Annotated in this window: 12 protein-coding genes; 4 read left to right on the top strand and 8 right to left on the bottom strand. The window is 65.4% G+C overall.

The window, feature by feature from the left end; translation table 11 throughout:
- Positions 1-11 precede the first annotated feature (11 nt).
- Positions 12-1,925: a site-specific integrase gene (locus Q9235_RS15360; RefSeq protein ID WP_306222631.1), complete on the top strand. Its 1,914-nt coding sequence runs from the start codon at positions 12-14 to the stop codon at positions 1,923-1,925.
- On the opposite strand, the gene Q9235_RS15365 is transcribed toward Q9235_RS15360, so the two are convergent.
- From Q9235_RS15365 to mobF, 7 genes are all read right to left on the bottom strand, one after another.
- Entirely contained in the window at positions 1,922-2,824 is a 903-nt protein-coding gene (locus Q9235_RS15365; protein WP_306222632.1) for a hypothetical protein, read from the bottom strand. The two genes, Q9235_RS15360 and Q9235_RS15365, sit on opposite strands and share 4 nt — an antisense overlap.
- Positions 2,825-2,878: 54 nt before the next feature.
- A complete protein-coding gene (locus Q9235_RS15370) occupies positions 2,879-4,102 on the bottom strand; it encodes an AAA family ATPase (RefSeq protein ID WP_306222633.1) in 1,224 nt (407 codons plus the stop codon).
- An 8-nt stretch (positions 4,103-4,110) separates the two neighbouring features.
- Entirely contained in the window at positions 4,111-5,052 is a 942-nt protein-coding gene (locus Q9235_RS15375) for a hypothetical protein (RefSeq protein WP_306222634.1), read from the bottom strand.
- A 128-nt stretch (positions 5,053-5,180) separates the two neighbouring features.
- The gene (locus Q9235_RS15380) at positions 5,181-6,074 is read right to left on the bottom strand and encodes a hypothetical protein (protein ID WP_306222635.1); all 894 of its coding nucleotides are present in this window, start codon (positions 6,072-6,074) and stop codon (positions 5,181-5,183) included.
- Between the two features lie 156 nt (positions 6,075-6,230).
- Positions 6,231-7,148: a hypothetical protein gene (locus Q9235_RS15385; RefSeq protein WP_306222636.1), complete on the bottom strand. Its 918-nt coding sequence runs from the start codon at positions 7,146-7,148 to the stop codon at positions 6,231-6,233.
- Between the two features lie 185 nt (positions 7,149-7,333).
- On the bottom strand, positions 7,334-8,275 hold the full coding sequence (locus Q9235_RS15390; protein ID WP_306222637.1) for a hypothetical protein: 942 nt from the start codon (positions 8,273-8,275) through the stop codon (positions 7,334-7,336).
- Positions 8,276-8,565: 290 nt separating this feature from the next.
- The gene (mobF, locus tag Q9235_RS15395; RefSeq protein ID WP_306222638.1) at positions 8,566-13,530 is read right to left on the bottom strand and encodes a MobF family relaxase; all 4,965 of its coding nucleotides are present in this window, start codon (positions 13,528-13,530) and stop codon (positions 8,566-8,568) included.
- Positions 13,531-13,544: 14 nt separating this feature from the next.
- On the opposite strand from mobF, the gene Q9235_RS15400 reads away from it, so the two are divergent.
- Entirely contained in the window at positions 13,545-13,673 is a 129-nt protein-coding gene (locus tag Q9235_RS15400) for a hypothetical protein (protein ID WP_306222639.1), read from the top strand.
- Positions 13,674-13,940: 267 nt separating this feature from the next.
- Positions 13,941-14,480 carry a hypothetical protein gene (locus Q9235_RS15405; protein WP_306222640.1) on the top strand — a complete coding sequence of 180 codons (540 nt, stop codon included), beginning with the start codon at positions 13,941-13,943 and terminating at the stop codon, positions 14,478-14,480.
- Here the strand turns inward: Q9235_RS15405 and Q9235_RS15410 are convergent.
- Positions 14,462-15,274 (bottom strand): hypothetical protein, encoded by an 813-nt coding sequence (locus tag Q9235_RS15410; protein ID WP_306222641.1) that lies wholly within the window; start codon positions 15,272-15,274, stop codon positions 14,462-14,464. The genes Q9235_RS15405 and Q9235_RS15410 overlap by 19 nt on opposite strands.
- A gap of 70 nt (positions 15,275-15,344) precedes the next feature.
- On the opposite strand from Q9235_RS15410, the gene Q9235_RS15415 reads away from it, so the two are divergent.
- Complete coding sequence (locus Q9235_RS15415) at positions 15,345-15,809, top strand: hypothetical protein (protein ID WP_306222642.1); 465 nt, start codon at positions 15,345-15,347, stop codon at positions 15,807-15,809.
- The last annotated feature ends 17 nt before the right edge of the window (positions 15,810-15,826 follow it).

The following is a 15,826-nucleotide window of genomic DNA, read 5'->3' on the forward strand; positions in this document are numbered from 1 at the left end:
GGAGGTGCCGGATGGGCCGCATCAACGCCAACGGAAATCCGTTTCTCGTCGAACGCGCCGAAGGCGGTTTCACCTATTTCCGCAACATCCCGCCTGCGCTTCGGGCTGCTGCAGCGGGAGAGGTCGCGTTGCCATGGACGGGCGAGCGACGTGCGGTTGGCGGACGCGCCACGATCAAGATCGCGCTGGGCACGCGTGACATCGCCCTCGCGCGCAAGCGCTGGTTCGACATTCATCCGCAAGTCGAGGACATTATCGAGGTCGCGCGCCTTCGGCAGGTCCGATCGAAGCGTCCCGAAACGCCCCGCGCGGTGACTGGCCTGTCCCCGTCGGATATCGAGACGATGGCGAAGCGGTACTACCAGCAGATTCTGAGCCGCGATGATGACGAGGTGTTGAGGGACGACACGCTCGCCGACCAGACGGAGATCGTCTTGGAGGAGGCTGGCTGGTCGAAGGACGATCCTGGTGCCGTCCGGGCGGCCCGGCGAGAAGCGCATGAGCGTGAACTCGGAGTGCTGGCGCGCGGTCTGGAGGACATGAAAACCGTGGACTACGACGGCTCGTCTCTCGTTCCGAGGCTCGCCTCGCTGACCGCCGACGGGCATTCGGAGGCCAGCGCACGCGCGATCAAGCAGATGCTCGACGATGCTGTCGGAGAGAACGAGATCGACGCCGTTCTCGCCGAAAACGGCGTCACCATCCCGCGCGTGCATCCGGATCGCCGACGGCTTGTCCTTGCCCTCTTAAGGTCAGGCATGGAAGCCCATCAGGACGTGCTCGCGCGACTGGATGGCAAGCCCGTCCAGACACCGGTTCCGATCGCGCCTCTGAAGCTTCCAGACCCAGACGAAGGTTCGAAGTTGCGGGATGCCTACAAGGCTTGGAAAGTTCAGCAGAAGCCCGCCGACAAGACGGCAGAGGAATATGGCGTCTATGTCGAGCGTTTCATCGCCATCAACGGAAATCTGTCGATCCGCTCGATCACGAAGAAGCACGTTCTTGCCTATCGCGACGGGTTGAGCCTCTTCCCGCGGAATGTGCCGGCCGATCTCCGGGAGGCCAATGTCGAAGCCATCCAGGAATGGGCGGCGAAGAAACGGGCGAAGCTCTTGTCGCGGAGCACGATCAACGACAAAGCAATTGGTGCGATTTCCGCGATCCTCGCTGTCGCGCTGAATCACGATGAAATCCCATCTAACCCCTGCGCTGGGACAAAATTCAAGCTCAAGGAAGGCGAGATCATTGAGCGTCAGCCCTATGCCGATCGAGATTTAGAGAAGCTCTTGCTTTCGGCCGTCTTTGCGAAAGGGAAGCGATATTCAGCGGGCGGAGGTGAGGCACAGAAGTGGCTGCCATTGATCTCGATGTACAGCGGAGCCCGATTGGAAGAGATCGGCCAGCTGAGGACAGCCGATATCCGCAGCCAAGACGGAATCCACTACTTCGACATGGAGACGATCGACGACACGCCTGGCCAGGAGACGCATCGGAAGACCAAGTCATCCCGGCGCAAGGTCCCCGTCCACCAGCGTCTGATCGAGCTCGGGTTGTTGACTTACGTTGCTGCGCAACGGAAGGCCGGGGCGGTTCGGCTCTTTCCCTTGCTGACTCCCTATCGCGGGAAGATCACGCACGGGTTCAGCAAGTGGTGGGGACGCTACGCGCGAAAGTTTGTACCTGTGGAAGAAAACAAGACCTTTCACAGCTTTCGTCATCGCGTCACCGATCAGTTCCGCAACCAGGCCAAGCCGCTCTATGCAGTCATGCAAGAGGTGCTCGGCCACGATGTGTCTGATACAACAAGCGGCTATGGGGCGGGCTTCGATCTGCCGACGCTTGATTCCGCGGTTCAGGCGTTGAATTATGGACCAAAGATCGACGCATTGTTGAAAGCGATCAGCCCCATGCGAATTGTGACCTAGCTGTTACCAACTTGGGTCGAGCGCGGCATCTTGTTTGAGGTGCCGGCTGAACCCTTGAACGCCTGCCCGAACCCCTGCGCCCTGGACTTCCACCCCGCGGTCGCCTGCCGCCCCGGCGCGACGACATGGTCATGGATGATGCGCTCGGCGATGCGGATGAGGCGGTCGGCATCGAAGCCCTTCGGGCGAAAGACGTAGAACTCCTGCGCCTGGCTCGCGCGCATGATCGCGCCGAAGCCGTAGGCCGTGGCGCGCATCGCCTCTTCCGGCGCGATGCCGATCAGCCGGCAGTGCGCCTGGCCGGCCTGGCTCCCAAGCCAGGGATTGAGCGCGGCGTTGCGCATGCGAGCGTGAAGGCGCTTGTCGAACTCGCGGATCGAGAGGTCGGCCGGAAGCCGGACCGCGAGGCAGCGCTCGGCGAGCACGACGGGCGATCCATCGAGAGGCTTGCTGTTCGGCAGGATGTGCTGCCCCATCCAGTTGTCGTACCCGAGATCGCTGCAGGGGTAGCCGTCGGCGCTGGTGGTGAGTGCGCCATAGCGATCGGCGTTGAGCTCGCGGAAGCGGTCTCGCAGATGGACCTGCGCGGTGACCGAGACCTTGTGGAGCGGCATCCTGAGGCGGCGGGCGAGGCCAAGCAGGCCGGTCCCGACCGTCGGCATGCTGTGGTCCTCGCCGCAGCCGGCGACATACATGAAGACGAGCTTGCCCGGCTGATAGGCCGCGAGGAAACGCGTTCCGTTGAAGGCATCGTTGGCGAGAGGCAGCAGCGTCTTCCCGCCGATCCGCGGCCATTGCGTCGGGAACCATTGGGTGATGGCGCCGGCCGAGCCATCCGGCAAGAGCCGGCTGCCGATCGGGCGCTTCGAACGGATGGCGGGCGTGGTCCTGGTCTTCATGATCCTGATCTTTCTGTCGTCTCGGGCTTCCCGGGGGCATTCCCGTTCTCACCCTCACCCCCGCTCCCCTTCGTCCTTGCGCTTTGGCGTGATGAACCCGATCGGCCTCCTCGCGCCCTCTTTCCCGCCGATGAGAACCTGCTCGGCCTGACGGATGTCGGCGATGTCGAGATCGCGCCGCCCGGCCTCGCAGGCGAAGCCCATGGCGATGGGCCAGAGGCGCGAGAGCGTGCGCGGGTTGTGGCCGGCGATGGCCTTGAACAGCGCCGCCCCGGGTTCGGCGAAGCTTTGTCCGACGCGCAGGTTGGCCTCGTGGAAGAGGCTTTTCTGGATCGCCAGCATCTCATCGGGCTTCAGCGCGACCTGGAACACGATTAGACGGTCGACGATGCTGGGCGAGAGCGGCGAGAGGCTGTTGGCGGTGGCGAACCAGAAGATGTGGTCGGCGCGGATCGGCAGATCGAGAAACTCGTCGACGAAGCGGGCGGCGTTCTCGCGCTCGAGGAGCGAGTGCAGGACGTTCTCCGGTGTCTCGCTCGGGTTGATCGGCGAGGCTTTTTCGATCTCGTCGATGACGATCAGCGGGGAGGCATGGCTGCCCTCGATGAGGAGTTTGGCGACCTTGCCCGGCCCCGACGACCGCCAGACCGGGGTCAGCCCGGAGAAGGCCGAGCCGCGGTCGGTCATCAGGTTCATCGCGATGACCTCGGAAGGGACGCCCAGCGCCTCGGCGAGCTTGCGGGCATAGAAGGTCTTGCCCGTTCCCGGCGGTCCGACCACGACGGCTGGATCGAGCCGCAGCGGCGTGCCGGTCGCAGCGCTCAACCCCGCCGCCCGGACGATCCAGGCCGTGACCTCGCTGAAGTGCGGACAGATCGCGTCCAGGCCCGCGATGCGCGCGATCATGACCGCGTCCGGGATGACGAGCTTGCGCCAGGGACCCCGCTCATCTCCTTGCATCCGGGTCCAGAGCCTGATCTGGCGGGCGTCGCCGGCATCCTCGCCCTTGCCGCTCTCGGCGGGATCGCCGACGAAGCCATCGCCCTGGCCGAGACGGCGGGCGAGGCGCTCGGCATCGTAGATCTCGATCGTGGGGCCCAAGGTCGCCGCCGCGGCCTCGCCGACCGGGGCCGGCTCCTGCGCCTGCGGGAGGGCTGCCCTGCCGTCGGGGCGCTGCCGGCGCAGGTGGCCGAGCAGGGCGCGGTTCTCATGGTCGCGCCAGCTCTGCCCGAAGGCGGCCTCGACGTCCTCGGACGGGTCAGGCATTTTGCTGCTCATGACCCGCCTCACAGCTCGACGCCGCCGAGGACGGTCACGAAGGGCGGTCCCTGCCGGGCGATCCTGCGGCCGACGCCGAGTGCGATCTCGACCAGCGCCCGCATCGCATCGGGATCGGCGGCGCGCTCCGAGACGAGCCGCTCCACCTCCATCTTCACGATCAGGTCGTCGGAGCTGCGCGCCGGCCACAGCCCGATCCGGCAGAGGCGGGCATAGGCAAGGATCAGCGCCCCGCGGCGGGCACCGTACCAGAAGGGGGCGGGCGGTTCGGCCTGCGACCAGGTCTCGATGGTCGCGAACAGGGTCCTTGCCTCGTCGAGCAGGAGAGCGAGATCGGGGGGATCGTCGAACCAGGCTTCGAGCGCCGGTCCATGCTCGAGGTGATAGACCTCGGTTCCGCCGGCATCGCTGTCGCCGGGCCGCGGCAGCACGGCGCCGCTGAAGCGCAGAGCAGCCTCCTGCATGCCGGGCGGGATGCGCGCGCCGATGACGGGACGCGGATGGTGGTCGGCGAAGGGCCGCAGCAGTGCCCCCTTCATCAGTGCAGGATCGTGGACGCCGTCGCCGAAGCGATACTGCTCGCCCCGCTCCTTGGCGAGCATGGTCCTGGCGAAATGGTCCTCGGGCGAAGCCGGAGGCACCAGCAGCATCGCGATCTCGCCGGCATGGGCAAGGAGCGCGAGCGCATTGCCGATATCGACCAGATGCTCCAAGACCGAGGGATCGGCTTCGGCGAGCGCCAGGAACCTCTGATACTCCCGGGCATGCACAAGCGCCCTTCCGCGCAGGTCGAGGAGCGGCGGCAGCCGCTCGAGCAGCGCGGCATGGCGCTCCAACGCGTCCGGCATCTCCGGCAGGAGCCAATCGAGCGCGGCGAGTTCGTCGAGAACGGGCTTGCTGTCCGTCTCGAAGACGAGATCACGCAGAGACGGTGCGGTGTTATCGGTCATGGTCTGATTGAGTCCCGAGGGGTCGGCCTGTCCGCCCTTTCCCCTCCCTCCTCGCCATGACGAAAGGCGCGACGAGAACGTCGCGCCTTCTGCTGCCCCGAACATGTCGAGCCCCTGCCCGGCGCCGGTCAGTCGCGCGGCGGCACGATCTCTCCGAGCTCGCTCGCCCAGGAGACGGCCGCGCGCATGGGATCGGGATCGTGGTCGCGCGGCCCGATGAGATCGAGCGCGGCGGCCTTGATCGCAACCTCCTCCGCATCGCGGGCCGGCCAGAGTCCGATCCGGGCGAGGCGCGCATAGGCGAGCAGTTCGGCACCGCGGATCGGATCGACCAAGAGAGCGGGATTGGAGATCTTGGTCTGCATCCGGCGCCAGACGTCGATCTGGCCGAGCCACTCGCGCGCACCGTCGAGCAGGTCGCGGGGATCGGCGCCGGTCGCTTGCCAGAGCGCCAGAGAGCTCGACAGCGCGAGCGGATAGACCGCGGCTTCTCGCGGGCGGGCATCGAGACCGCTTGGCGCGGCCGGCGGCAGCTTGGCGGGGCTCATCCCCGCTTCGCTCAGGGCGACAAATTCGCCACCGCACATCCGCATCGCCCGGTTGTGGACGGCAGCGTTCCCCGATCGCTTGGCCTGCGCGCGGATCGCGCGGCGCAATCCAACGAGCGCCCGATAGTCCGCATCGGTCCGATGTGCGATCAGGACGGTGGCGACATTGGCCGTGTTGATCAGGAGTGCGAGCGCCCTGGCGCTGTCGCGGACCTCATCGCTCGCGCCGAGTAGGCCCTCATGAACCTGGCTGAGAAGACGACCGAGTTCAGCCGTGTGGAACTGCGCCCGAGCCCGGATCGGCAACAGCGACGGACGGTCTCGCCAGACGCTAGCGGCCCGCCGCACGACCGATCCGTCGACGTCGGCAAGAAGCTCGAGCGCCTCGAGCTCATCGACCACGGGGACCAGCGGCATGGCGGGAGCGGCTGCGCTATCGCGCGCGCCGGCGTCGTTTTCAGGGATGGAGATCATGGCCGAAGCCTCTTTTCCTTAGGGGTGAACTGCTTTCCGCAGCGCCTCCCTCCGCTTCACCTCCAACCGGCTCGCCGTTTAACGCAAAAGGGGCGGCGCCTTTCGGCGCCGCCCCTTCCACCTCGAACTGGCTCCCAGTCGGGCAACTAAGAGTCGTCAGATCACGCGGATCCCACCTGCTGTTTCACGCTGCATCCGCCGAAGCTCTTTCAGCCGCTCGGCCATCAGTCCGGCGAGCATGACGATGTCGCGCAGGCGCGGTTCACTCAGCCGCGCCATCTGCTCTGCGACGAGCGGCCGGACCGTCTGGTCATCGGGCGCGAGCGCCGCGATCAGGCAAGCGCGCGCCAGGTCGGCCGTCGCCAGCAGGGTCGCTCCCGCATCCGCGCGCCGGAGCCGGTCGAGCGCCTCCATGTCGAGATCTCCCTGCGCGATCGCGGCTGCGAACCGATCGGCATCGTCCAGTTGCAGCGCGGCGCGCGCGATGAGCGAGCGCGACGGGGCCAGCGACCGGACGAAGGCGGCAAGGCTCAAGCCCTGTTCGAGGCCGAGCATGGCCGGGCGCTGATCAAGCCCTTCACCCGTCGCGGGAACGGCGGGAGCCGCCAGTTCGGTCGCGATCGCATCGGGAAGGATCGTCCCGTCATGAGCGAAGGCCTGCCGTGCGGCCTCGGCAAGGCCCACATCGCCGCCGCCAGCGGTTATGATGTCGTTGAGAACCCGCTGGCGGATTGCGATGTCGGCTGGCGTGCGCGGCGGGAGCAGCGCGACGGCGAGCGTCGAGGCGGCATTCAGCAGCGACAGGCCGATCAGCATGTCGAGGAAGGCCGCGACCTGCATCCGGTCGGAGGTGCCGGCGAGTTCCAGGAAGCGGCCAATCTCATCGGCATAGCCGATGGCGCGCGCGGCGATTTCGCAGACCGAGACGGGTTCGGCAGCCAGGGCCGCGTAGCCCTTTTCCGGGCCGGCTGCGAGCGACAGCCGACCGGCAAGGCCGGCAAGGTCGTCGATCACGGGCCGGAGCGGCAGTTCGAGCTCGATGTCGGCGAGCGAGAGAGCGGAGGTGGTCTTCATAGTCCGACGTTCCAATTCATCAGGGGTGACAGCCACGTGGCTGCGCCTGTTCCTCCATCCCCCGAGACTTAAGGCGTCCGCCGGCGGGCGCCCCGTTCCTCGAATGCATTCGATCCGCTCTTCCGGGGCCAGCGCGAAGCTGGCCCGACCGCAAGCCGGCCTGAACCCGATCAAAACCGTTTGGCTCAAGTTTCCCGCGGAGACACGGCCGCGACCGCCTGCCCGGCGAGGCTTCGCGCCACGTCAGGAAGGTCCAGCGCGTCGAGCAACGCGATGGCATCGGCGCATCGTGCGAGATGCTGCTTGTCGGCCATTAACTGTCTCGCAGCCGTCGCGGCACGCACACTTGCGGACGGCGCCAAATCAATGGTGCCGTCCCACGCGCGACCTTCGCCGTGGCTGCCATGGCTGACCATGCAAAGCGTCAGGGACAAGACACTGACGACTGTTACAGGCGAAATGGAAACAGCCTTCCCAGCCGCCGTCACGTGAAGTGCCACGCGAACCGACCCATGGTCCTCGGGCGTATAGTCGGCCGACAGGCACCAGGAGATCTCCTCTCCGGCAGCACGCTCGCGGCGGACACCTGGATCCGTTGCCAAGATCTGGGCGATCTCGGACGTGGACACCTTGTCAAGGAACGGCTGTCGTCCGGCCGCGACACGTTCGGCTCGTGCCTGCCGGGAGCTGGGGAAGAACCGCGGCCCCGCAACGATCAGCTCGGCTGCATCGATCATCCGCTCCTGATCGAGCGCGAACGGCCGGGGATTCAGAAGCGGGAGAGGCCTGAACTGGGTTTCGACGCGACAATCTGCAAAGGGCCGGCCCAGGTCGTGTTCGAGCACCTTCGCTAGCGCGGTCTGCGCGCTTCGAACGAGGTCGTTCGCGAAACTGGGCACGAGCGCGGCATCGGGAGCGAACAGTCCTCCGGCAGCAATCGGCCGATCCCCGGGTTCCCGCATGACGAACTCGAACGGGATCAGCGCTGCGACGCTTGAATGTGTGTCGCCCGCCGAACGGTTCGGGCCGGCATCCATGGCGGCCTGGGCCTGGCCGGAGACTGGGTCCGGCAGCATCGAGGCCGAGCCAACGCCTGGGCTGCCGCATTCTTGATTCTGTCGCTGCATCGTTTCCTCCATCAATCGCTGGGTGCTCTCGGTGCGCAGCCGGACTGCGGGCCATCCCTGCAGGCTCGGCAGGGAGTTTCCTCAGGGGGTTGCGCACGATCTCCACATGCTGTCCTGACGGCGGATTCCTCCTTAAGCTTTTCGCTCCAAAAATGAGCGACTGCGATACGTTTATGAAACAGCAGCGCTGATTTGTTCGTTGGACTCCCGCGCCGAGACCATTCGGCTTTGGATAGGCAGGGGCGATCCGGCCGAATGGAGCCGGGGGCAATGCCGGCGCGGTTCGCCGGTCACCGATCGGGCTCGTTTTCCTGATCTGGTGGTCGACCGCCCGGAGGGCGGGACCGAGCGTTCGACTGTCGCTGGATGTCGCGCGGCGAGGATGTGGCTTGCGGAGGCCCGGCGTCGGCTTTGGGCGGCCCACCGAACACCTTCTCCGCATCCGCCCGCAGGATGTCGGTGCTTGTCCGCTCTCTGACGGTCAAGCGATCAGCATCGATGCCCGGAATGCTGATCGACCTGCTCCGGCGCGGATCGGGTGGGGGCGACGAGAGACCCGGCTTGGTCGCGATCGGCGCGCGATCGAGCGAAGGCTTCTTGTGTTCGACGGCGTCGCCTATCTCACCGGCTCGGGACGGTATCGGTTTGGGCTTGAAGAGCGACAAAAGAGCAGCAATCCGCCCTGCGGCTGGCTTGCCTTTGTTCGCAATTTGTTTGCCAGCATCCGTTCGCGGTTGCTGACCGGCTACGCCCGCAGCGATCTGACGCTCGGTGTTGCGAGACGCTGTCCCGAGAATCTCGACGTCGGAAACGTGTCTTGGAGTGATCAGCGATGGATCCAGGCGGTCGGCGATGCGTGCGCGCAGGGCGTCTACCACCGAGGGGTTTTCTCCGTCCGTATCCGTATCCACTGCCCGAGCCGGCTCTCGCATCAACGGGATATCATTCAAGCCGGGGGGCCTTACCCCATTCGTCAGTTCCTGCACGGGCTCATGGCGATCATGCGTTTGTGGTTCTGACAGCAAGGATGGGTTTGCCACCTGCGCCGTTGCGCGCGAAATGGCCTCGATTGCCGCCGTGCGCCGGATCTCGATCTTGTGGCGACGGACGCCGGTCGATTCCGGCTCGTCGTCGTCGAGCGCAAAGGGGAGCGTTTCGAACGACGGGACGGATGCCGGCCGCGAGACAACCGCCCTTTTCAATTCACGCGGGTCGATTGTTTCGGAGTTTTCCGGGAGGATCGGTGTGGGGCCGCCGCGATTCAGCGTGTCGCTCCCCGCGATTCGTTGATCGCGGACGACGTCGGGGCCAGCGGCGCTTTCGCGGGTGAGAAATGCGTCGTTTGCCTTCCCAAACCCGGCGGCATTCCGCCGGGCCAGTTCTATCAGAAAGGCTTTCCGGCGCTTCACGCCGATGGAGACATCCGTCTCGGCCGCCTCGAAGGCGCCGACGCCGAGCCGCGCTGAATTCAGCAGGTCGGCTGCCTTGCGTTGGCGAATGTCACGCGCCTGGCTCCACGCCGCGCGCGAAATGGCCTCGATCGTCGCGCGCTGGATCGCGATCTTGCGGCGACGGACGCCGGTCGATTCCGGTTCGTCGTCGTCGAGCATGAAGGGGCGCGTTTCGAACGGCGCCATGGAGACCTGTCGCGCGACAGCCGCCTTTGTCGGTTCACACAGGTCGCTCCTGGCGGAGTTGTCCGTGATGGCGAGTGCATGACTGCTGCGGTTCAGCGTGTCGCTTCCCGCGGTCCGTTGATCGCGAACGACGTCGTGGCTAGCGGCCCTTTCGCGGGTGAGAAATGCGTCGTTTGCCTTCTCAAGCCCGGCGGCATTCCGCCGGGCCAGTTCGATCAGGAAGGCCTTCCGGCGCTTCACGCCCATGGAGACATCCGTCTCGGCCGCCTCGGAGGCGCCGACACCGAGCCGCGCCGAATTCAGCAGGTCGGCAGCCTTGCGTTGGCGCATGTCACGCGCCCGGCTCCACGCCGCGCGCGCCATGGGATTATAGGCCCAAAGGCCCGCCTGATTGCGAACGAAGGCGCGGGCCTGGCGTACCGATTTCGTCAGGAATAGCACCGCTGCCTGAACGAGGCGGTGTTCGGATACCGCGCCCCGGCGCCTGAGGGCTAAGTCAGCCCAGCGCGACCATGGCAAACGGGTCGGCAGCAGCTCGAGTGCAAATCCGCTGCGGCGATGTCCGAAGATATGGCCTCGCACCACGCGCCCGCCGAACCACTGGCGGCAGGTCTCCAACAGCGGCAGCTGATCGAGGCGCGTCTGTTCAGCATTCGACAGGGACAACGGTGTTGGCAGTCCGCGTCGAGCCGGTTCGATCGGGGTGGCCAAACTCGGCCCGGTCTTGCCAAACCGACCGGTGATATCGTCATCCGACGCCTTCCGAAGCAGAATCCGGGAGTCGGCCCGCGCTTGTTGCATGCTTTCCTTAAATGCGGCCACCGGGTCATCGGCCCGCAGCCAGGCCATCGCATCTACGATGAAGTCGCTGGGGTTGACCTTCAGAATCTGGCTGTCGGCTTCCTGCCGGATCCTGGCGATCACGCGAGCCATGTCCTGATGTGAAAGCGGTCGCGCTGTCTGTTCGCCATGCTCATCCGCGCCGCGAAAGCCGCCGCGGCGCGAGATCCCTGCCGCGTTCGATCCTCCGCGCGGGAGAATGCGGCTTCCGTCGACATGAAGCGACAGGCTCGTGCGATGCCGCGTGCAGGCGACGTAAATGTCTGACGACCGCATCGGCGAAAGATTGACGACAACCGCGCGATCCACCGTCTGACCCTGCGCGGCGTAGTTCGTGCAGGCATAGGCATGCTGCATATGAATAGTGCTGCTGCCGCCTTCGGCGTCCTTGACGGCGAGAGCGCTCGCTCGGGTCGCCATCACGATGGGCCTGCCGTTGTCATCGAGCCGGTCGAGTTCGAAGGTCAGATGCGGATCGCTACCGTCATCCACCGAAAGGATCGTTGCCACGTCGGAATTGAAGATGTCGGCCGGCGCCAGACGTATGCGTCGCCCAAACGTGACGCGATCTCCGACACGAAGCTCGAGCTCCCGTGGATGCTTCTCCGACCCACGGCCTCTCGCCTCGATGGTGATCGCCTCCGGGCCGAGATGCCCTCTTCCGATCAGGGCGAGGCGCACAAGCCGGTTGAGCTCATGCACGTCCTCGTTGCGAATTGTGATGAGCAGTTGCTGGGCCAATTCCTTCGTCGTCCACGAAGGGCCGACGGGGATCGCTGCATCGAGATAGGCGGCGATGGATGCCTCCAACGTCGCGCTCCGATCCCGATGAACAGCGATTTCACCAGCATCGTGATAGAACTGCAATCCAGCGGCGCCTTTGCCTGAGGCAAATGCTAATGAGGCGTCCCGCATCCATGATGTTGTTTGTCGCCGGATCTCGTCGAGACGATGCGACCCGAGCAGCTTGATCAGGGCCCGCATCGGTGCGCCTCGCTGAACCGGCTGGAGCTGGCGTGTGTCGCCGGTGAGAATCAGCTTGGCGCCGGCGACCGTCGCGGCGGCGACCAGGATTTGAAGGTCCTGAGATCCGGCCATGCCGGCCTCGTCGACCACGATGACCGTTCGGTGATCGATCACCTCTGTTCCAGCCTGGATCGCATGGATGAGGGGGTCGAGCGCCTGAGCGTCCGCGACCGGAACATGAGACTCCTGGCCCGCCAACCGCGCGGCTTTCCAGGCCGGTGCCGCGATCAGGACGCGGCGTTGATCCGCTTCGAGGATCCGTCGAAGCAGCTTCAGGACAAAAGTCTTGCCGGTTCCCGCGGCGCCTTCGGCAATGCAGACGCCATCCCGGTTGAGCATATGGCGCACGGCGGAACGTTGCTCGACGCTGGCCGAACTGCTCGTCAGAACCGACGCGATGGCGGATTGGGGCGGAGGGGTCCACTGTCCCCGTGCCGACATGGCGGCTTTGAGCAGCGCGTACTCCTCTCGAATGGATTCCGGCGCCAGGAAGCGTTGGGTCTCGTAGGAGACGCGCGGCAGCGCGATGAGCTCGGCTTCCTTGGTTCGCGCCTGCTCGACGATTTCGGCGGCGCTGAACCGTGTCTGGCGCGTCTGCGCTTCGATGCGAAGGATGTCGGCGCGGGTCGCGATCAGTTGCTTCTCGCGAAATGCTTCGTGGCTGAGCCGCACATGGTCCACGACCGGATTGCCGCGACCGGGTTCGACCCGGCGCGTGCGCCGACCTGCCGATTCCCGTTCGACCTGCGACCAGATCATGTCGATGTCGAAACCAATGCCCGCGAGTTCGGCGAGCCAAGCTTGCTGCAGTTGAGTGAGCGGTGTCGTATCGTCCTTGTTCTTTCGGGTGTTACGGGCTGCGTAATCGGACGCCTCCCGGTGATCGGTACTTGTCAGGCCCTTGGCGGCAAGGTCCTCCACGACCGCGGCGCGCCGCTGGCTGAACAACTTCGTGGCGGTTTCAGGTACACCCGGAATGTCGATACCGGGACCGGACGAGGACAGCTCCGTCTCGATGCCGAGCCGCTCCCGCAGCCTGCCCGTGAGCTCGGCGCGATAGAGGGCCGAGCAGGCATTCTTGAAAATCAGCAGGTCTCTGTTCTCGATGGCGCCGACCCCGCCGTCGTCCCGCAGGCAGAGATTGAACAGGACGGCGTGACTATGCAGCTGCGGATGCGTGTCGCGATTAGTCAGATGGCGGTAGACGGCGACACAGCTCTCCGCGGCCGGCTTCCGAATGCGTCCTTGAGCGCCACGTCGATTGAGGATGAAGCCCTCGCGGGCCATCAGCCGCAATGTCGCCTCGACCGCCTCGTCATGGATGGCCAGCATCTGGTCGCGGCGGTGCGAGCTCGAAAGCAACGCCAGCACAGAATACGCCTTTTCGGGAGAAAAGGTCAGGTCGTAGGCCACGACATGCGTCGGCGCGTCTGGGTCCGCTTGACGTTTGCCGCGGCGAACGCGCCCGGTTGCGACCGGCTCGATGAAGACTACTCCTGTCCGCAGATCGCGTCCTTGTCCCAGGCACTCGACGATGGCGAAGCTCGCCGGCGCGCCGTCGCGGAAGGTTCCGAACGGTCCAGCGTCACGATCTTGTTCGACCCCTGTCGGCCCGACGAGGCGCAGCAGGGTTCCCAGCGAGCCCCCGCGCTGTTCGTAATAGCCGAGACCAAGATCCTGGCGATCCTCACCGACCTTAGCCTCCTTCACGCGATAGTAGTCGATCGAGGTCACCGTCTTGATGGTGATCATCGCCGGCTCCGTCGGTGATCGAGAAGATGGCTCGCGATCGACTGGATTTGATCGTCGACTGTCGCGGCGCGTTCCAGCAGCGTCTCGACCGCTTGCACCAGATGCTGCTCGCGCAAGGCCGTCTCGACGACTTCGGCAGGTGAGCACCTCCGCAACTTCGCCAGTCGCTGGACGAAATCATAGGCCTCGCAGCTCACGGCGATCCGCAGTTCCCGCCTCGATCGGGAGCCTGCCGAGTCGGGTTTGAGGTTTCCCAAAGACTTACCCCTCGTCTTGCCGGCCAGCCTGCACCCTCGGTGCGTAGGGTGTGAGGCTCAAAGCGCAGTGCGGCGAATGCCGGCCACGCGGTCATGACTTCTTAATCGTCTGACGTCATTCTATATCAGGCATAGATTAACGAGGAGACAAAGATGACGACGAAGACCGACGAGGCGGCGATTCCGATCATCCGCCGCAAGGTGCTGGAGCAGGCGATCGCAGAGCTGCTGACCGAGCCTTCGCCTGCGCTTCTGGAAGGCAAGATCCTGAAGGAGTACGGCGCGCAGCTGCATCAACTGAGGGAGCAGGGCTACTCCGCGCACGATGTCGCGCAACGTTACATCGAGAGGCTCGACGGTGCATCGGTCAGGCTGAAGAAGAAGATCGTGCAGATCTTCGAGCGCTTGTTCAACGACTTCGACAACGGTGTGTGGCGGCCGGTTTCGACCGCACCCAAAGACACCAAGAAACAGCCGGGACCGGCTGGCGAGGCCGACGCAGCACGCCGCGAAGCCGAAGCGGAGGCTCAAACCCGCGTCACGGAAGGCGACACCAAGTCTGGTGACACCAAGGAGCCGGATGATGGCTCTCTCGATCTCGAAACGATCGAGGCACAGTTGAGACACCGATCGCAGCAGCGCGACGACAGTGCAGATGCTTTGCCATCCGCCGGTCAGGACGGCGCAAGGTGACGAGGTACCTGCACCAGCTCGACGCCGATCGCTTGCGCATGGCCGGCCGCGCGCAATTCGTCGAGCATCTCCAGCGCCGTCGCGCGCTCGTCCGTGTTGGTCGTGCAATAGACGGCGCGATAACCGAGCGCGCAATAGCCCATCAGAGCGATCATGGTCTGGGTCGTCAGTGTCGTCCGCCGCGCGACATCGCCCCGCGCAGCCGAGATCGAAACCAGCACGATCTCGCCTTTGTCGTCGAAGGCGAGATGCAGAAGCGGCGTCCGCTGCAAGGCCGCCAATGGGCCTGGAATCCGCAGCCGCGTGCGCGGGCCTGCGCGCCATCCCTTGGCCGACCAGATCGCTACAGCGCCGGGATGCCGCTCGACGATCATGATTTCGACGGCTCCAGCGACGGCGATCTGCCATTCGCTGTCGCTCATAGGAGCACCGAGCACAGGTTGGCCGCTGGCCCGGCCTTGTCGTTCGAGCTCGCGCAAGCCAGACAGTCCAATGTCGCCATCGGCGACACGACGTGCCGCCGCAAGGGCTCCGACGCGGTCGCGCCTGGCCCAGCTTGCGAGAACCAGCACCGAATCGATCGGGGCGCGCTGCAAGTCGCGGCCAAGATCCCGATCGCCTATCTCGACATCGCAGACAAACCGAGCGGCTCGCACGAGGCGCTGCACGACCTGCATCTTGCCTCCGACCTTGACCGCGAAAGACCGATACGCCGCCTCGCTCGCCCCGCCGGACGCTTCGAGATGGCGCATCGCCGCCTGGGCATAGTCGAACCAGGTCTCGGCCGTCGCCACGATCCGGCTTCCCGGCGGCTTCAATGGCTCGCGTTTGTCGACAGGCCTGATCATCTCGAGGAGACCTACCATGGCTAGCGGTATGCACAACGGCGACAGCCAACCTGATCCACGCTTGACGTCGCTCGACGGCCTGGTTGGCTCCGACGAAACACGGGAAGCGGGCCGCAAAACGCGCCGAGAGCGCCTGCAGGCCAGCGAGGACGAGCCTGACGACCTCACCGATCACGAGTTGCGCCTCAAGCTTTCCGATATGGCGGGTCAGATCTACCTGCGAGGCTGGCATCGCAATGTCGCCATGCTGACACCCGCGGAATCGACCGTCATCGCGGCGGTCATCATGGGGCTTGCGACCTCGGAGCCAGCCTTGCGGATCTACGATGATGTACTCGAGGGCAATGCTGACACGATCGCTACGCTCGTCGATACGATCGACAAGACCGCAGAAGCCATGAAGCAAAAGATGGAGGCGGCGGATCGCACCTATCACCAGAATGAAGCGAACGCTTGGGCGAGTAACGGGCGCGAGGCCTGACGGACGCCGGGCCCATG

It is taken from the genome of Bosea beijingensis, assembly GCF_030758975.1.
Classification (GTDB): domain Bacteria; phylum Pseudomonadota; class Alphaproteobacteria; order Rhizobiales; family Beijerinckiaceae; genus Allobosea; species Allobosea beijingensis.